Here is an 18703-nt window from a genome sequence, read left to right as displayed (position 1 = left end):
TATTGTATCGTAAAAATGGTTCAACAGGGTATAAGCAAAATTGTGCTTATTTTTCGTTCTAATACCAATGATTATGATGAAAAATTATCTAAAAAGAAAATATAATTATTTTTAAAATCATATTATTACTTTTTAATGAGAAAAAATCTCATTAAAAAGCTTTACAAATGGTACTGATAACTATTATCATTCGCTTTGCCACCTAAGTGAAAAGCTTACGGTCTGGCATGACATTGCTCACATTGCTTCCAGTGTTTTTTTATAGCCAGCATGGGTGCTGGCTTTTTTTTATCTAAAAACTATGGGTTTAAAGTGGTTTTTAGCTAGTCTGTGTGAGAGTTAATTGATTAAACCCACTGTTTTCAAATCATTCTCATTCACATTACCCTGTAAAGTACACATTATCCTGACGATCCCACTTTCCTTGTTTGCTTCAATAAAAAAGAGTTTTTCTGCCCAGTCATTTGTTGGGGAGATACGACTAATCGGCGTTAGATTTTTTTGCCAAGGCGCTGAAATAGCATCTCTTATCATTGAATTAGCGACATAAAACTCACCTCCCTCAGTGAGTGGGATCTGGGTGGATAAACGTTGAATGACCTCCTGTTCAGGTAGCGATGTTTCAAACCCCCAATAATAAAAGGTTTCATCAATTTTATTATTCGAAATTTTGTTGTCACGCTCGAGGTCAATCGCGATAGCCACAAAACGAGTCAACTCAATGCCTTCTTCGGTCGTGTATTGCAGTGGAATGGTGAGGCCGGAATCACTAAATAATTGTGAAAGCGTGATATTTTGAGGAAGGGTATCAAGTTGCGAATCGTGTTTGACTTTATCAAAAAACCGATGATCGCAGAACGAGAGGGATTCGATAATACTATTGGCATTGACAGAGTAGGTAAGACCCATAAATAAAAAAAACAAGGTCACTTGTTTAATGATTTTCATTTATTACCCTCAAATAGTAGTCATAAGCAGTTATAAGTGCAAATAATGAGTAAGTTAGAAATTCAATTGTTATCGATATAAATTAAATTAAAGTAAATGTCATATATTTTCGTTATGAATTATTTTATATTTATTTGATTGTACGTAATTTTACTCATTTGGTGTTGAGGTGGTTAAATCTCAATATATTAGATAATAGTAGAGTGATATATGAATATTAACAATATGAAAAAAACAATGCCTATTATTTTAACTACGTTATTATTATCTTATTCAAGTATGTTATTCGCTGCAAACGGAAATATAGCGAATTCATTAGCGCAATGTTACCAAGAAATAGGTGATAATCCACGGACACAAATAGCGGATTGTTTAAAAGTCAAATTAGTTGTTGCAGAAAAAAATATGAATGAATCTCTGTTAAAAGCCAGAGAAAGCTTAGCTGCCGTTGATTCTAGCGCCACTAAACCAGCACTTGAATCATTGGCGACATCGCAAAAAGATTTTATCGTATATCGTAATAGCGAATGCCAACGTCAATCAGATACCCTTTTAGGGGGGAGTGGCGCAGGCGATATTTATCTCGCTTGTCAAATAGAGCAAACAGAAATGAGAACGAAAACATTACAAGAAAAATAATGCATTGATGATGAGTAAGCCGATTGTTTAGACTTACTCAACTGATGTGTTATTTTACAAAAATAATGAATAAATTAAATATGATTTCAATTAGAAAACTTATCGTTATCAAAATTTAAATTAAGTTCAATCTGATGCTTTTTAATTAAACCTCTGATTTGATCGTAGCTCAGAGATAATCGTTGAGCCGCTTTTCGTTGATTAAATTGACTCTGCTGCAAAGCTTGCTCGACTAATTGTTTTTCACTTTGTTGCTGCCAAAGGCGTAAATTACACGGTAAAGAAGGAAGGGATATAGACTTATGCACTATTGGCGTATTTGTATCTGAAAGTTCAGCGAGTTTTTCGCCGAATGGGTCAAAAATAATAGTATCAACAGGCGCTTCTTTATTTCCATGACGATAAACGGAACGCTCTACAACGTTTTTTAATTCACGGATATTGCCGGGCCATGAATATTGCTCTAAGGCCTGTTGGGCCGTAGAGGTAAAACCTGTGAAATAAGGGCGTTTTAGTTCACCACTCATGGCGATAGCAAAGTGCTCCGCGAGCAACATAATGTCAGATATTCGTTCACGTAATGGTGGTATGCGGATGACTTCAAACGCTAACCTATCGAGTAGATCTGCCCTGAAGCGGCCTTCCTTCGCCAATATCGGTAAGTTTGCGTTAGTTGCACACACCAGACGAACGTCAACTTTTAATGATTGGCTACCGCCTACTCGTTCTAATTCACCATATTCGATAACGCGCAGGAGCTTTTCTTGTACTGACATGGGCGCAGTAGCCAGCTCATCGAGAAAGAGTGTGCCTTTATCGGCGCGCTCAAAGCGGCCTTGATGTCGTTTTTGAGCGCCTGTAAAAGATCCCGCTTCGTGGCCAAATAATTCAGAATCCAGTAAATTCTCATTGAGTCCGCTGCAATTGAGAGAGATAAAAGGCTCTTGCCAGCGAGGTGAAAGATAATGCAGACGATCTGCAATGAGCTCTTTTCCGGTTCCTCGTTCACCAATAACTAATATAGGTTTATTAAGTTTGGCCAGTTCTGAAGTTCGCTCAAGTACATCTAAAAAGTTGGAAGAATTACCAATAATGATATCGTTCGTATTTTTCATGGTTATTTTCACCAATAGTTGGTTTTATTGACCAGTTCAAGACTATAGTCTAGAACGAGAATGATTGATACCAAAATAATTAATTCATTATAAATCAACATGTTGTATTTTATTTTTATAAGTTGGCACAGTGGTTGCAATATACTGATTGTAATAAGCAAACTATCACTGCCATCATTTGGCTAAGTCAGTTTTACTATGGAGCGTCACGTATTGGTTGGAAGCCAAAGTGGGTTGAGGCTCTACTGAATGATAAATCCATCAAGAGGATATAAATAATGGGTATTTTTTCTCGTTTTGCCGACATCATTAATGCAAATATCGCATCTTTACTCGATAAAGCAGAAGATCCACAAAAAATGATTCGCCTGATGATTCAGGAAATGGAAGATATGTTGGTTGAAATTCGTTCTACATCGGCTCGAACTTTGGCAGAGAAAAAAGGTTTAGAGCGCCGAATCGAAATGGGCGAAAAACAGATTGCGGATTGGCAGGAAAAAGCTGAGTTAGCCTTAGTTAAAGACAAAGAAGACTTAGCGCGTGCCGCACTGATTGAAAAACAGAAAGTTAATTCAATGGTTGATACCTTGAAACATGAGCTTATTATTGTTGAAGAAACGCTGGCTCGCTTAAAAGGTGAAATTACTGAGCTCGAAAACAAACTGCAAGAAACTCGCGCGAAACAGCAATCAATGGTGGTTCGTTTAGAAGCTGCGCAATCAAGCCGCAATGTACGTCGCCAACTTGATAGTGGTAAACTTGATGAAGCGATGGCGCGTTTCGAACAGTTTGAGCGTCGTATTGACCATATGGAAGGCGAAGCGCAAAGCTACGGTATCGGTAAGCAAAAATCGTTGGATCAACAATTCGCTGAATTAAAAGCGGATGATGAAATCAGTGCACAGTTAGCTGCTCTTAAGGCTAAAATTAACACTAATAAAGAACAGTAATTTATCATCCTAATCCCTAGTGCGGTTCACGATTGCACTAGGGAGAAACGGATATAACCATTTGATATAAGGAAATGTGATGGGCTATGTTTTTCTGTCTCTCGTCTTAATTGTTTTTCTTATTTTTATTCTGCCATTTTGGTTGTGGTTGCATTACAACAAGCAAAATAATAGGCAGGGGAGCCAGCTAACAGAAAATGAAATTCAGCGTTTAGTGCAGCTTGCAGAACAATCACAGCGTATGCAACAACGTATCAAGACGCTAGAAGATATTCTGGATGCGGAACATCCTAATTGGAGGCAAAAATAATGACTGATTTTCGCAACCGTAAATTATATCGTTTAACTGACCGCCGTGTTTTTGGTGGGGTATGCTCTGGTATTGCACAGTTTTTAGACCTACCGGTTGCATTAGTCAGAGCATTAGCTGTATTAGCACTGTTTATGAGCTTTGGGATAACACTGATCCTCTATATTGTGATGTGTTTTGTGGTGCCAAAAGCACCGAGTGGTTATCAAAGCGAACAAGATATCAGTGTGGAAGTAACGAATTTATTTAATGAGGTTGATGCGCAGTTAAAATCGGGAGAACAACGTCTACGTCAAATAGAACGTTATGTCACGTCTGATACCTATACCGTGAATAGTAAGTTCCGTCATTTATAATACATGAATGCCCTCACATTTTCGGGGAATAGAACTCGGGTTTTATTCCCTAAAATGGCTTTCTTGATTCATTAAATTCATGTGGTAGCACCATGCAAATGGATATTAAACGTAAATTAAAACGGCAAGCCAAAAAGCAAGCGATTAGTAAAGGGTTAAAAATCATTGTCACTCTTGCAATCACTTATGGGCCCGGTGGGATTATTGGTAAAATATTAAAAATAGTAGGCAGTAAATGGGTGATAGGCTATTTCACAAAAAGGATGGTGAAATAATCATATTAAATGTTGTGTTTATTTATTGAACGATATAAAAACAATTTGCACTCAACAAATTAGAAATGCTGAATTTATGCTAAATTAGGCATTAATAATATTGAGCGAGTGGGAGAACTATGAAACGGCTGCAAAATGAATTGACCGATATGGTAAATCGTAGTGTCGATCGCCATGTCAGACTCGCAGTAACCGGACTTAGCCGTAGTGGAAAAACGGCATTTATTACTTCTCTTGTGAATCAACTATTGAATGTGAATAGTGGTGCTCGATTACCGCTATTTTCTGCTGCGCGGGATAAACGTTTACTTGGGGTAAAGCGCATTCCTCAACGTGATTTTTCAATTCAACGTTTTACCTATGATGAAGGCATTGCGCAACTATATGGCAATCCACCTCAATGGCCAACACCGACGCGCGGCGTGAGCGAAATACGTTTAAAATTACATTATCGTTCAAATGACTCTTTTTTCCGGCGGTTTGTGGATAACTCATCGTTATACCTTGAGATCGTCGATTACCCCGGCGAGTGGTTACTTGACCTCCCGATGCTTGACCAAAACTACGTAGATTGGTCACTTCAAATGCAAAAACTGCAAAATGGGGAACGCGGTAAATTAGCGCAAGAATGGTTAACTTTGTGTGAGTCCTGTGACCCATTGGCACCCGCTGATGAGAATTTATTGGCAGCGATTTCGACAGCCTACACTGCTTATTTAGAGCAGTGTAAAGCACAAGGACAGCATTTTATTCAGCCTGGACGTTTTGTTCTGCCTGGTGAATTAGCAGGTGCACCGGCATTACAATTTTTTCCATGGCCTAATATTGAAAAATATAGTGAAAAACAACTTGCTCAGGCTGATAAACATACCAACTTTGGCATGTTACAGCGTCGCTACCAGTATTATTGCGAAAACGTGGTAAAAGGTTTTTATAAAGATCACTTCCAGCGTTTTGATCGCCAAATTGTGTTAGTTGATTGCTTACAGCCATTAAATAGTGGGCCTGATGCCTTTAATGATATGCGTATGGCGCTGACGCAATTGATGCGTAGCTTCCATTATGGTAAGCGTACTTTACTAAGACGCCTATTTTCTCCCTGTATTGATAAACTTTTGTTTGCGGCAAGCAAAGCAGACCATGTCACGCCTGATCAACATGCTAATTTAGTATCGCTATTGCAACAGCTGGTACAAGAAGCATGGCAAAATGCAGCATTTGAAGGGATCAGCATGGACTGTATGGGGCTAGCCTCAATTCAAGCTACCGAAAGCGGCATTATTGATTATCAAGGGGAAAAGCTACCCGCATTAAAAGGTGAGCGTTTGAGTGATGGTCACTCAATGACATTCTATCCTGGCGAGGTACCGAAAAGATTACCGAGTGAAACATTTTGGCAAAATCAGCGGTTTGAGTTTGAAAATTTTCGTCCTCGACAAACACCGTTTGACCAGCCGTTGCCTCATATTCGAATGGATAGTGCGCTTGAGTTCTTGTTGGGAGATAAATTGAAATGAATGAACCTATCAAACAACGCGTCGATTTTAATGAAAATAGTCGTGTTGAACAGACTGAAACACTAAAAAAAGCCCATCATTTTGATTCACAAGAGCAACATAAATTTATCCCCGTAGAAGCTGAAGCGGAACAAGATATTCAGGAAGGGGAAGTGGAAAGTCTCATCAATGAGGCGCTAAGACCAAAACGTAGTTTTTGGCGTAAGCTAGTCGGGACAGCGATAGGTATCTTTGGGGTGAGTGTGATCGCGCAATTGGGGATCTGGATCCATACCTCATGGGTAACTCAAGATTGGACAGCACTAGGTACTGCGGCAGCTGGCGGATTAATTGTTGTTGCTGGTGTTGGTTCTGTGGTCACAGAGTGGCGTCGTTTGTATCGTTTAAAAGAGCGCGCTCAGGAACGTGATATTGCGCGTGAGTTACTCCATAGCCATGGCATGGGGCAAGGGAAAGCATTCTGTGAAAAACTGGCCAAACAATCCGCCCTTTCTGCTCAACACCCAGCAGTACAGCATTGGCAGGCCACGCTTCATGACTCGCATAACGACCGTGAAGTTGTTGAGTTATATAGCCAGTTAGTTCAACCCGTTCTTGACGAACAAGCACGTAAAGAAATTAGCCGTTCATCGGCAGAGTCTGCTTTGATGATTGCAGTCAGCCCACTTGCAATTGTTGATATGGCATTTATTGCTTGGCGCAATATTCGCTTAATAAATAGAATTGCAGCCATTTATGGTATTGAGTTGGGCTATTACAGTCGCATTCGATTATTCAGAATGGTACTGATTAATATCGCTTTTGCGGGAGCTTCGGAATTAATTCGTGAAGTAGGCATGGATTGGCTATCTCAAGATATTACGGCTCGTTTATCTACACGTGCGGCACAAGGTATTGGTGCAGGACTATTAACCGCTCGGTTAGGCATCAAGGCGATGGAATTGTGTCGACCATTGCCATGGATTGAGGATAAGCCAAGGTTAGCCGATTTTCGTGGACAATTACTGAGCCAAATCAAAAGGGCAATGCCCAGTAAAAAAGCACCCCAATAAATCACGATATTGCTGGTAGGTGGACTGAATAGTAAAGTACACTTTCCAGCAAAAAAACGCCTAATTGTTATTTGTCCGATTAAATGCGTTTATTATTCCTTGTTCTGATAGTGATTTTCTCTGTTTTTCCTTATTGTAAATCACGGGTGTCAACAATATGTGACACATGTGCTGTATTCTTACCGTAAATCAAGCTAAAATAATAAGCCTATATCATTTCTGCTAAAGGTTTTTATCCATGCGTCTCGAAGTAACTTGCCAAGATCGGATCGGTCTAACACGTGAATTGCTTGACTTATTAGTCTTACAGAATATTGATCTTAAGGGTATTGAGATATCAGCACAGAGACGGATTTACCTTAATTTCACACCTGTTGATTTTCAGGTATTCAGCACACTAATGGCGGAGATACGTCGTATTAATGGTGTGATTGATGTACGTCGCATCTATTTCATGCCGTCAGAGCGAGAGCATAAGGCGGTATGGGCACTGTTAAACTCATTCCCTGAGCCTGTCCTATCCATTGATAATAAGTTGAATATTGAATTAGTTAACCCGATGTCATTACAGATTTTTGGGGTTGATGAAAACAAGATAAAACAAAAAACCTTTTCACAGCTCGTTGGCAATCATGGTTTACAACGTTGGTTTGAACGCGAAGATCCCGAACCTTACACAGAAAGAGTCACCGTTAAAGGCAATGATTATCTGATGCAAGTTACGCCGATTGTTTTGGCGGATGAGAATGGTAAGTTGCACTGTACCGGTGCTGTTTTATTATTAAAATCTGTCGCATTACTCGAAAAGCAACGAAAACAAATCGTTGGTGTGGATACGGAAGGATTCGATTTAATTATCGCCAATAGTCCCGCAATGTCACATGTGGTTGAACGTGCAAAACGCATTGCCATGTTAGATGAACCATTATTATTGGTTGGGGAAACTGGCACAGGAAAAGATATTTTAGCGAAAGCATGCCATTTGCACAGTCCGCGTGGTAATGCGCCTTTCTTAGGTTTAAATTGCGCATCAATGCCTGATGATGTGGTTGAAAGTGAATTATTTGGCTATGCGGCTGGTGCATATCCAAATGCAGTAGATGGTAAAAAAGGTTTCTTTGAACAAGCCAATGGTGGAACCGTCTTATTAGATGAAATCGCCGAAATGTCGCCACAAATGCAAATCAAGTTACTGCGTTTTTTAAATGATGGCACATTTAGACGGGTGGGTGAGGAGCGAGAAGTGAAAGTGGATGTGCGGGTTATTTGTGCAACACAAAAAAACCTGCCAGAACTCGTCGCTCAGAAGAAATTCCGAGAAGACCTTTATTATCGCTTAAATGTTTTGACGTTAACTATTCCGCCACTACGTGAAAGACAAGAAGATATATTACCCCTCACAGAAGCTTTTGTAGCTAACTTTTCTAAAGAACTGAATATTACAAAACCACGACTAGCACCGTCTCTAATTGATTATTTAAGCCGTTATTATTGGCCTGGTAATGTCAGACAACTACGAAATGCGATTTATCAAGGATTGATACAGCTAGAAGGGGAAGTGCTAAATTCGCATGATATTGATTTACCAGAAACAGATAATTTGCCCGCAGTAGCTGTTGATTCATTAAATGGCTCATTAGATGAAATAACCAAACGCTATGAAGCCTCAGTGTTATCACGTTTATACCGCGATTACCCAAGCACGCGTAAACTCGCAAAACGTCTTGAAGTGTCTCATACCGCGATTGCCAATAAATTACGTGAATATGGGCTAAACCAGAAAAAAGAGCCGGATAATGAATAAGTCCCTCACATTAGGCTTTTTATTCGTCTGCTTCATTGGGCCGAGCTATGGGCAGGAGTCAACACATTCACAAGTATTAGAGGATCTGTGCCGCAATCAACAACAAACACCTGAAGAGACTTATGAGAATGGTTATTTAATCGAATGTCATTTTGATGGGGCAGATATTCCTTCGGCATTTGAACGCTATAAACAGCTGGATATTGAAAACAACGCTAACTTTATTAACAAACTGGTTAGAAATAAAAATATGAAGGTGACATGCAGTCAGGGTGGTTGCGTTGAAGCAGAGTATTATTGGCCGAATGATAAACAGCTAGATATCAGTTTACTATTTGAAGGTGGAGAAACAACTTACAAATATACTGAAGAGGCAAAGGGAACTAAGCTCGAAATAAGGATGTTTCCTGATTAATCAGGCTGCGCCCTATGCAAGTAACTCATCATTTTTTGAAAATATGTGATCGTTGGCGATTTTTTCGACTACAGTGATATCTTTTAGCACAGAAAGCAAACTATACTTAAATTAACTGAATATTCATTTGAAGTGTTAAAGCGATATTTTGATTGATGATAACGAAAACAGCAAGGCCGCCCGTGTGCCTGCAAGGAGTTGCTATGGATCAATTTGCTCTTAACTTTATTGTGAATACCAAACTGCGAGAATATCTCAATCAACGTCATTATCAAAATGATATGTTTGAGTCCGCCGCTTCAGCAGCAGAGTTATATTTAATGAATAGAGCGGCAGTGCGTTACCTAGAAAAAAGAAATCGTTTCACTTGGGAAGCGTTGGTCAAAAATGGTAACAAACCCCGTGATCTGATTATTGATATTCTCACCTCGTCATGCCCTGCCAATAAAGAGCAGGCACTGAAAATTCTCAGCTGTTGTTCTCACTCACTCGTGAATATGATGAGTGAAAATAAGTTATTTGCGAATGTGGTTAACGCAAAACAGCATAAAACCCTCAATTGGCTTTACGTAGAGTAATTGATTAGGGATGAGCAGCCAGTTTGAAACTGGCTGCATAATAGACTTATTTTAATGCATCAAGTGCTTTATCGTAATCAGGCTCTTCTGTAATTTCTGGAACCAATTGGCTATAAATCACTTTATCATTTTCATCTAAGACAACAACGGAACGCGCAGTTAAGCCTTTCAGTGGGCCACTGGTCATTGCAACGCCGTAGTTTTGAGCAAACTCAGGATTGCGGAAAGCAGAGAGGGTAACGACGTTATCTAAACCTTCTGCACCACAGAAACGTGCTTGTGCAAACGGTAAATCAGCTGAAATGCACAGTACAACAGTGTTGTTAAGGTCATTTGCTAATTGATTAAATTTGCGCACAGATGCCGCACAGACGCCGGTATCGACGCTTGGGAAAATATTCAGTACCTTACGTTTACCTTTGTAGTTTTCTAAAGTGACTTCAGACAGGTCTTTAGCCACTAGAGTGAATGTTTTTGCTTGTTGGCCAGCTTGTAAAAACTCACCGCTAACAGTGACATCATTACCTTTTAATTTAACTGACTGTGACATATCGATTTCTCCCATTAATGAGTCAGTGCGTGAAAGCGTGGATATTATTATTGATCAATTTGTTAACGACCAAGCTAGCACTAGATGCATTCAATATCAACATAGCACAGTGATTTTGGCTTCGGGGGGATGCCGTTGCGGATAGCTGCGTTTACGCATTATTGCGCGAAAAAAAGTCAGCTAAGCCGATGAACAATCATATGAATTGATAAAAAATTGTTCATAATACCTTGAAGAAATTAGGATAAATTTTAAAAGTATGAACTGCTTACAGATTAAGTCATCGTGTATAGATTTTTAATCGCTGAAAGAATATGATGCTGGAAAGGTTTTTTTGGCCGTTTTATAACGTCAGCAACCTTTAACCGAGGTATTTTATTGATTAATGGTATTTAAAGTACCTTCTTATTTGCTTAGTTAATTCTTTCTGTTTGTCCATTGACTTATATCCATAAGAGAGAGTTGCTAGTTCACTTTTGCTAATACGACAGAATTCCCAACATGCATAAACGCACACTTTCATCTTTAGCGATTGTTTTCACCGCGATGTTTACAGCAGCTCCTGTTATTTCGGCAGAGGTTCCTGCCGGAACAGTACTGGCAACAAAGCAAGAGGTAACCCGTCATCTTAAAGATGAACCGGCATCATTAGATCCAATAAAATCGGTTGGGTTGACCGAAGCACAAGTTATGCGTGACTTATTCGAAGGATTAGTGAATCAAGATAAGCATGGCAAACCGATTCCTGGCGTGGCTCAAAGTTGGAGTACGACGGATAATAAAACATGGCTTTTTAAATTACGTCCAGAAGCGCGCTGGTCGAATGGCGAACCTGTAACAGCGGAAGATTTTGTCTATAGTTGGCAACGTTTAGTGACGCCAGAAAATACCTCTCCATTTGCATGGTTTGCGGCATTAGCTGGGATCAATAATGCACAACAAATTATTGATGGAAAACTACCTGCTGAGCAATTAGGCGTTGAGGCCGTTGATAAACAGACGCTTAAAGTCGTTTTAGATAAACCAGTTCCTTATTTCCCTTCATTAACGGCTAACTTTAGTTTATTTCCGGTTCATGCGAATACGGTTAAAAAATATGGCGCAGACTGGATAAAAGTGAACCACTTAGTTGGAAATGGCGCATTTAAACTTACCGATAGAGTGGTTAATGAAAAAATCGTTTTAACCCAAAATCCATTCTATTGGGACAATGCGAATACGGTGATCACCAAAGTGACGTTTGTGCCAATAAACCAAGAGTCCAGTGCGACTAATCGTTATTTAGCGGGAGATTTAGATATTACTGAATCATTCCCTAAACAACGTTATCAAAAATTACTTGCCGAAATACCGAATGAGGTGTTTACCCCTGATCAACTTGGCACCTATTATTATGCCTTCAACACGCAGCGAGCACCGACTAACGATATTCGTGTACGCAAAGCGTTAGCGATGACGATAGATAGGCAAGTGATAGCCAAAAAGGTATTAGGTACTGGAGAGAAGCCTGCAAACCGTTTTACACCGGATGTAACCGCTGGTTTTAAACCACAAAAAAGTATTTATGAAAATTACACTCAAAAAGAATTGGATGAGCAAGCCAAAGTCTTATTGCAAGCGGCTGGTTATGGGCCCAAAAAACCACTTGAATTAGTGCTTTTATACAATAGCTCGGAAAATCACCAAAAAATTGCGATTGCCGTTGCCTCAATGTGGAAGAAAAAATTGGGCGTTGAGGTTAAATTAGTTAACCAAGAATGGAAAACTTATATTGATAGCCGCAATACAGGTAACTTTGATGTGATTAGGGCATCTTGGATAGGTGATTTTAATGAGCCATCAACCTTTTTGTCGCTATTAACCTCACAGCATAATGGCAATATTCCAAAATTTAATAATAAAAATTACGATGCGGTGATGGCTTCAGCAAGTATAGAAACTAACGAAGATTTACGTAATCGTTATTATAATCAGGCGGAAGCGATAATTGCACAAGAAGCGCCAATCGCGCCAATTTATCAATATACTAATGGGCGATTGATTAAACCTTGGCTAAAAGGATATCCGATAGAAAACCCAGAAGATGTGGCTTACAGTCATAGTTTTTATATTATTGCACATTAATCGTACATTCAGCCTATATAGGTGATATGGGCTGTCTCTTTGTGCGGCTAAAAAAGAAAAAACTCCTTCTGCTGGAGAGTCAGAAGGAGGACCAAAAAAGGAATAAACACTACACAGAGAATACTAGTGTAGTCCGATGTTAATTTATTGTTCTTTTGTGGCAAAAAGCCGTTGTTATTTAGCAATTATGGCGGTTCGGTGTTTGTCGTTATTTCATGACCTCTCCTTAATTGCAGGTTTTTTAACATTAGGTCTCAGTGTTATTCTCAATATGCGCTTGTTTTATAACCTTTGCTTGATATTCCTGCTGTATTCCCTCTATGCTATAACTAATAAATCGCTTAAATGGAAGGAGAATGCCGCATGGCGCTGATTTATGGTTCATTATTTCAGAGCTCAAACCCCGTACATGCATTTCAATTAAATGGAGACGGTGGGTTTCTTCCCATTGATGTTAATGCGAGTGCAACTCAGCAATCTCCTTTTTGGTTGCATTATGACTATAAAAATCGTGAGAGTGAGAAATGGATCCAACGGTCAGAGCTACTTGGCGAACAAGTCAAAGCGGCACTTTGCGGTCATGCTGGCCGTTGGCGGATCTTACGAGTAGGGGATGGTGTTTTATTAACGTTACAAACATTAAATACGAATGCTGGCCAACGTCCCGAACAACTCGTTGCCTTTCGAGTATTTATTAACAGCCGCCTCATCATTTCCAGTCGCCATCGAAAAGTCAATTCATTAGATTCTGTGATAACAGACCTGAAAGAAGGCGTGGGTGCACAAAGTACCGGAGATTGGCTGGTGGAAGTTGCTGATGCCATTACCGATGAAATCAGCGATTTTACAGATACCTTACATGAACGTTTGATAGAAATGGAAGATACCATTCTCAATGGTGATATCCCTGAACGTGGTGAGCTCGCATTATTGCGTAAACAGATTATTGTTATACGCCGTTATATGGCGCCACAGCGTGATATGCTGGCACGTTTAGCGACGGAAAAACTATTGTGGATTGACGATACTGATAGAAGACGATTACAAGAAATTTCAGATCGTTTAGGTCGTTGTATTGAAGATTTAGACGGATTTGTAGCACGTACCGCGATTATGTCCGATGAAATAACGAACATGATCACCGAGATGATGAATCGTCGTATTTATACGATGTCTATGTTAGCGATGATTTTTTTGCCAACTACCTTTTTAACGGGGCTATTTGGTGTCAATTTAACCGGTATTCCTGGTAGTGAATCCAGATTCGCTTTTAGTGTATTTTGTCTTTTACTTGCTGCATTAATCGGAACCGTTTTCTGGTGGTTGAGAAAAAGTCGCTGGCTGTAGTCTGCAAGTTATTGGCATAAACCGACCCTAGTTTGAGGTAAATCAATAAAAGACCTATGGTTTTGGGGCACTATTAATCCCGCAGGTGAATGCAACGTTGAGCGATGAACGTTGTGCTCCATAATTGTAGTTTTTCTCATATTGAGTTCTTATACAGAATAATTGACCACTGTAATGCCGATGTATGTTACATCGGCTTTTTTTTATTCTAAATTTACGCAATCCACAGCCATTAGCGGTGTTTGAAGCATTAGCGCTGCAAACGTTCACTTTACAGATAGCTTATCGGGAGTGAATAGATTCTGTGAGTAAGGAAATAAATGCTCAAATGGGCAAAACAACCACCCTCTATCAAGGGTGGTGGGCTGGTTATTTAACTTCAATCACATCCAGACGTTGTGCCGTGAATGCCGGTCGCTCATCGTCGTCGAGCTGAGTTTGAGCAGGCATCTCTTCTCGATCAAAGGCAAGATCACCGCCATTAACGACTTCATCACCATGAGAAATATTTTTAAAATCAAATAGCTCAGTATCACACAAGTGAGATGGAACAACATTTTGTGTTGCTCTAAACATCGTTTCAATACGCCCTGGGTAACGTTTATCCCAATCACGAAGCAGATCTTTGATCACTTGACGTTGTAAGTTAGGTTGTGAACCACACAGGTTACACGGAATAATTGGAAATTCTTTTGCCTGCGAATAACGTTCAATATCTTTTTCACGACAGTAAGCAAGAGGGCGGATAACAATATGTTTTCCATCATCACTCATTAGTTTAGGGGGCATCCCTTTCAATTTACCACCGTAAAACATATTCAGAAAAAGTGTTTGTAATATGTCATCTCGGTGGTGTCCTAGCGCAATTTTAGTTGCGCCTAATTCTGTCGCTGTACGATATAGAATACCTCTACGTAAGCGTGAACATAATGAACAGGTCGTTTTTCCTTCAGGGATTTTTTCCTTGACGATGCCGTAAGTATTTTCTTCAACAATTTTATATTCAACCCCTAAATTATCGAGATATTCAGGCAAAATATGCTCGGGGAAGCCGGGTTGTTTTTGATCTAAGTTAACGGCAATCAGCGTGAAAGAGATTGGCGCACTTTTTTGTAAGCTTTGCAAAATAGATAGCAAAGTATAACTATCTTTACCACCAGATAGGCATACCATAATGCGATCACCCTCTTCAATCATATTGAAATCGGCAATAGCTTGTCCTACGTCACGGCGTAATTTTTTTTGTAGCTTATTGAAGTTATATTGTTCTTTCTGTGCGTTCATGTTTTGCTGTTCTGTACCGTTGCTGATTATACGTTAACTTAATGATAATTAATGGCTTATGTGTTCTTTTTGGATGCTAAGTTGATATAACAATTTGCACAACCTATGAATATTTTCTCTCACAAACAGAAAGAATAGGCTGTTACATGTGACAAACGATCCATTAAATTATCAAAAAGGAGGCCATAATAACAGATACAGGGGGGATTTTGGTATGGATAAGTCTAGACAGAACAATTTTTTTGGGGCTGTAGTGGGTCACTGCGCCTCTATCGGGGTGCAATACAAGTAGAAGCCAAATGAAAAAATGAATATTATCAGACCAGTATTATGATTATTGTGGGGGTGATCATTTTATATCTAACTGATTTATATTAATTTAAAAAAATTTTTGAGTATTCCATTCTGAAGTGTAATAACGGAATAAGTATAGCGTTAATACTATTATAAAATACAAGTATTTATCAAAATCTGCCGTCATTAAAGTAAAAACAGCTTTATAAAATTATTATTTTTAAAATAGCATAGGGTTATATCGATTACTCAAAATATGATTATTATTCTCTGTGAAGCGATAATATAAAGATATATGAATCATCAATTTTTAAAATGTCGACTAATAATAGTACGGAGAGGATTTATAAAAGATAATAAATATGATGATGCTTGAACAGTAAGGGGGGGGCCTCACTGCTCACTCTATAATATTCAACGAATGATGGACTTTTTATATCCATATGTTTTTTTCTGCGCCTTCGAAAGCATTAAGTAGATGCTTAATATCAATATCAAGAATACTTGAGATAATCACAAGATGCTCAACATAAATAGAAGAAGTTCCTGTTTCATATTGAATATAGTGACTCTCTGATATCTCCAGTGCCGTTGCCATTGTTAATGTTGAAATACGACGGGATATACGTAATTCTCTAATATATTTACCTAAAGCGATCCCTCTAGAATTTGAGTGCCTCATGATTCTATTATCCCTAGCATAAAAGAGTAATACTATTATCAGAAATAAAATGGATAATTCAATAGTCTAATTCCTATGTTAAATAAAAATAAAAGCGATAAAATGTCGCTTTATTAAATATTGGATTTACCCATAAATTAAGTAAAAAAATAGCTAATTGGTGAATTTGAAGAAAATAAAACTAATTTACGATTATGGAGATACTATCGCTAGATTAACCATATAAAATATGCTTATTCATTTATTTTTCATTGTAAATATAAACTAAGATTAAAAATGAAATTTAATATCAATTAGTTACTTAGTCTGATGAAAAAAGTGACTGCCATTTTAATAAATAGCAGACATGTAATCATAGTGAGTCCAAATATGACTTAACGCAATATTTAGCTTAAGGCCAATTCAATGGATTTTTGTGCGTGTAGGGCGGTTGTATCAAAAATAGGCACGGAAGTATCGTCTTGATTGACTAAAAGGGTTATTTCAGTACAGCCTAAAATGATCCCCTCAGCACCTCTTTCTACTAATGAAGCCATGATTTGTTGATATTGTTTCTTTGATGTATCTTTCACTTCACCCATGCAAAGTTCTTGATAAATAATGTCATGGATAATTTTTCGTTCTTCAGGCATTGGCGTGATCACGGTAAGGCCATATTTATCTTGAAGTCGCTGTTTATAGAAAGGTTGCTCCATTGTAAAAGCGGTTCCTAATAAACCGATGGTCTTTATTCCAGACTCGATAATATTTTCTCCAGTTGCATCTGCAATATGAAGTAGTGGGATATTAGTGCTCTCTTCAATATATTCGGCGACTTTATGCATCGTGTTAGTACATAACACAATAAAATCGGCTCCAGCGCTTTCAATACTTTTTCCTGCTTGCGCCAAATGTTGACCAGCCAGCGCCCATTGACCTGTCGCTTGCATATGTTCTATTTCAGCAAAGTCGACACTGTATAAAACAATTTTTGCTGAATGAAGGCCACCCAGTTGCCGTTTGACACCCTCATTGAGTTGCTGATAATAAAGTAAAGTTGATTCCCAGCTCATTCCCCCGATTAAACCAATGGTTTTCATTTTTATTTTTTCGCCTATTCCGTTTAAAAACATATTCTCGTTATAACAATAATGTCATTAAATGAACAGCATTAGCATGTAGTTTATACATGATACTAATTTAATAAGTATAAATTCTTATTTTAATTTAATGGGCGAAATTTACAGGTCAAAAAAAGAGTAATTACGGATGAATCTTATGTATCAAATAACGATTTTTGTAATGATATAGGCGTAGAGTCATAATGGTTCTAAGTGTTTCAAGGAGAATTTATGCGTAAAGTTATTACAGTTTCGGCAATAGCGCTTTTATCTGCATTAACAGCATCTTCTGCTTTTGCAGCAAAGACAGATACCTATAAGTGCGAAGATCAAAAAATTAGAGTTTCATTCCCAGACGAAGATACGGCTGTGATGCTTTATAGCGATGAACTTATCGTATTAAAAAGTGCTCCATCGGCAAGTGGTGCTCGTTATGTTGGGGAAAATATGCAGTTATGGGCTCAAGGAAAAAATGAGTTTAATCTAGCCTCAATTTCTGAAGATGATGTCGTCAATAAACGCGTTTCTGATGACAAAGGCCGTATCTGTAAATTAGTGAAGTAGGCAATTACTCTCAACGAGTTGTCTATTTTTTATTAATAAATTTAAATATTTATTATTGATTCTATAAAATAAAGTGGGGCAGTTATCTCTGCTACCACTTTATATAGGTTATTCTGCTGCTATAACGGGTTTAAGCAATATTCGGGTCTAAATATAATTTTGCAGTAGGGCGAGCTAACATTTTTTGATAATAATGAGCGATCGCGGGAGCTTCTGGCCGAGTAATAGGCGTGAGTAACCAGCGATGAATCGATAACGCAATTGTAATATCTGCGACAGTAAATTGCTGACCACTAATAAAGTCACCGTTTTTTTCCAGCGCCTTTTCAAGAAGTAACATTTTACTATTCCAATCATGGGTACTCTTAGCAATTAATTCAGGGTATTGACTAAAACTGTCACTGTTGCGAACGAGAGTTAAAAAAGCGGCTCTCCATGCACTATTGAGTTCTGTTGCTTGCCAATCCATCCACTTTTCAACATCTGCTCTTGCTTCAGGATTTTCAGGTAAAAGATCGACACGTTGTGCCTTTGTGGCAAGATAGCGACAAATCGTATTACTTTCCCATAACACGCCACTGTCATGAATAAGTACGGGAACCAGCCCATTAGGATTAAGTTTAAGATAATCAGCTGATTTTAAACTTAATTCTTTTCCCCACTCAGGTTCATGAATAAAAGGTAGCTGAGTTTCACTTACAGTCCAAAGCACTTTTCTAACATTGATGGATGTAGTACGACCTAAAATTTTTAGCATAGTGGCCTCAAAAAGCATCAATAGAGATACTGGAAATAGCAT

20 protein-coding genes are annotated in these 18703 nt (G+C 38.5%); 13 read left to right on the top strand and 7 right to left on the bottom strand.

Annotation, left to right across the window (positions count from 1 at the left end):
- Positions 1 to 339: 339 nt before the first annotated feature.
- A complete protein-coding gene (locus M1F03_RS11000; RefSeq protein WP_163861993.1) occupies positions 340 to 948 on the bottom strand; it encodes a hypothetical protein in 609 nt (202 codons plus the stop codon).
- A 210-nt stretch (positions 949 to 1158) separates the two neighbouring features.
- Here M1F03_RS11000 and umoC point away from each other — a divergent pair, with 210 nt between their 5' ends.
- On the top strand, positions 1159 to 1587 hold the full coding sequence (gene umoC, locus M1F03_RS10995) for a lysozyme inhibitor LprI family protein (protein ID WP_154623861.1): 429 nt from the start codon (positions 1159 to 1161) through the stop codon (positions 1585 to 1587).
- Between the two features lie 86 nt (positions 1588 to 1673).
- Here umoC and pspF read toward each other — a convergent pair whose 3' ends face one another.
- Positions 1674 to 2702: a phage shock protein operon transcriptional activator gene (pspF, locus tag M1F03_RS10990; RefSeq protein ID WP_251464312.1), complete on the bottom strand. Its 1029-nt coding sequence runs from the start codon at positions 2700 to 2702 to the stop codon at positions 1674 to 1676.
- A 278-nt stretch (positions 2703 to 2980) separates the two neighbouring features.
- Between pspF and pspA the strand changes: the two genes are divergently transcribed.
- From pspA to M1F03_RS10945, 9 genes are all read left to right on the top strand, one after another.
- The gene (gene pspA / locus M1F03_RS10985; protein ID WP_154623859.1) at positions 2981 to 3652 is read left to right on the top strand and encodes a phage shock protein PspA; all 672 of its coding nucleotides are present in this window, start codon (positions 2981 to 2983) and stop codon (positions 3650 to 3652) included.
- Positions 3653 to 3731: 79 nt separating this feature from the next.
- Positions 3732 to 3962, top strand: a complete 231-nt coding sequence (gene pspB / locus M1F03_RS10980) for an envelope stress response membrane protein PspB (RefSeq protein WP_154623858.1) — start codon at positions 3732 to 3734, stop codon at positions 3960 to 3962.
- Positions 3962 to 4318, top strand: coding sequence for an envelope stress response membrane protein PspC (gene pspC, locus M1F03_RS10975; RefSeq protein WP_154623857.1), 357 nt, complete (start codon positions 3962 to 3964; stop codon positions 4316 to 4318). The genes pspB and pspC overlap by 1 nt, the downstream gene beginning before the upstream one ends.
- A gap of 98 nt (positions 4319 to 4416) precedes the next feature.
- A complete protein-coding gene (locus M1F03_RS10970) occupies positions 4417 to 4593 on the top strand; it encodes a hypothetical protein (protein WP_318839931.1) in 177 nt (58 codons plus the stop codon).
- Between the two features lie 119 nt (positions 4594 to 4712).
- Positions 4713 to 6110, top strand: coding sequence for a YcjX family protein (locus tag M1F03_RS10965; protein ID WP_163861984.1), 1398 nt, complete (start codon positions 4713 to 4715; stop codon positions 6108 to 6110).
- Positions 6107 to 7162, top strand: a complete 1056-nt coding sequence (locus M1F03_RS10960; RefSeq protein WP_249998849.1) for a YcjF family protein — start codon at positions 6107 to 6109, stop codon at positions 7160 to 7162. The genes M1F03_RS10965 and M1F03_RS10960 overlap by 4 nt, the downstream gene beginning before the upstream one ends.
- A gap of 238 nt (positions 7163 to 7400) precedes the next feature.
- Positions 7401 to 8966 (top strand): transcriptional regulator TyrR, encoded by a 1566-nt coding sequence (gene tyrR / locus M1F03_RS10955; RefSeq protein ID WP_154623853.1) that lies wholly within the window; start codon positions 7401 to 7403, stop codon positions 8964 to 8966.
- Positions 8959 to 9381, top strand: coding sequence for a hypothetical protein (locus M1F03_RS10950; RefSeq protein ID WP_251464310.1), 423 nt, complete (start codon positions 8959 to 8961; stop codon positions 9379 to 9381). Before tyrR ends, M1F03_RS10950 begins: the two co-directional genes overlap by 8 nt.
- A gap of 203 nt (positions 9382 to 9584) precedes the next feature.
- On the top strand, positions 9585 to 9959 hold the full coding sequence (locus M1F03_RS10945) for an ATP-binding protein (protein ID WP_154623851.1): 375 nt from the start codon (positions 9585 to 9587) through the stop codon (positions 9957 to 9959).
- Between the two features lie 46 nt (positions 9960 to 10005).
- Here the strand turns inward: M1F03_RS10945 and tpx are convergent, their stop codons facing one another.
- Complete coding sequence (gene tpx, locus M1F03_RS10940; protein ID WP_251464308.1) at positions 10006 to 10509, bottom strand: thiol peroxidase; 504 nt, start codon at positions 10507 to 10509, stop codon at positions 10006 to 10008.
- 501 nt (positions 10510 to 11010) lie between these two features.
- On the opposite strand from tpx, the gene M1F03_RS10935 reads away from it, so the two are divergent.
- Both M1F03_RS10935 and zntB read left to right on the top strand, forming a co-directional pair.
- Complete coding sequence (locus M1F03_RS10935) at positions 11011 to 12633, top strand: peptide ABC transporter substrate-binding protein (RefSeq protein ID WP_196713035.1); 1623 nt, start codon at positions 11011 to 11013, stop codon at positions 12631 to 12633.
- 363 nt (positions 12634 to 12996) lie between these two features.
- A complete protein-coding gene (zntB, locus tag M1F03_RS10930; protein ID WP_154623848.1) occupies positions 12997 to 13980 on the top strand; it encodes a zinc transporter ZntB in 984 nt (327 codons plus the stop codon).
- A 369-nt stretch (positions 13981 to 14349) separates the two neighbouring features.
- On the opposite strand, the gene ttcA is transcribed toward zntB, so the two are convergent.
- From ttcA to M1F03_RS10915, 3 genes are all read right to left on the bottom strand, one after another.
- Positions 14350 to 15264, bottom strand: coding sequence for a tRNA 2-thiocytidine(32) synthetase TtcA (ttcA, locus tag M1F03_RS10925; protein WP_163861967.1), 915 nt, complete (start codon positions 15262 to 15264; stop codon positions 14350 to 14352).
- Between the two features lie 727 nt (positions 15265 to 15991).
- Positions 15992 to 16240, bottom strand: a complete 249-nt coding sequence (locus tag M1F03_RS10920; protein WP_154635587.1) for a helix-turn-helix domain-containing protein — start codon at positions 16238 to 16240, stop codon at positions 15992 to 15994.
- Positions 16241 to 16626: 386 nt separating this feature from the next.
- A complete protein-coding gene (locus tag M1F03_RS10915; protein ID WP_318839930.1) occupies positions 16627 to 17319 on the bottom strand; it encodes an aspartate/glutamate racemase family protein in 693 nt (230 codons plus the stop codon).
- Between the two features lie 252 nt (positions 17320 to 17571).
- Here M1F03_RS10915 and M1F03_RS10910 point away from each other — a divergent pair, with 252 nt between their 5' ends.
- Positions 17572 to 17904 (top strand): MliC family protein, encoded by a 333-nt coding sequence (locus M1F03_RS10910; protein WP_154635585.1) that lies wholly within the window; start codon positions 17572 to 17574, stop codon positions 17902 to 17904.
- Positions 17905 to 18034: 130 nt separating this feature from the next.
- On the opposite strand, the gene M1F03_RS10905 is transcribed toward M1F03_RS10910, so the two are convergent.
- Complete coding sequence (locus M1F03_RS10905) at positions 18035 to 18661, bottom strand: glutathione S-transferase family protein (RefSeq protein ID WP_154623612.1); 627 nt, start codon at positions 18659 to 18661, stop codon at positions 18035 to 18037.
- Positions 18662 to 18703 lie beyond the last annotated feature (42 nt).

The organism is Providencia sp. PROV080 (assembly GCF_033688105.1).
In the GTDB taxonomy this organism is placed as follows: Bacteria; Pseudomonadota; Gammaproteobacteria; order Enterobacterales; family Enterobacteriaceae; genus Providencia; species Providencia zhejiangensis.
Note: the sequence above shows the minus strand (reverse complement) of the source record. Positions and strands in the feature narration are given on the sequence as shown.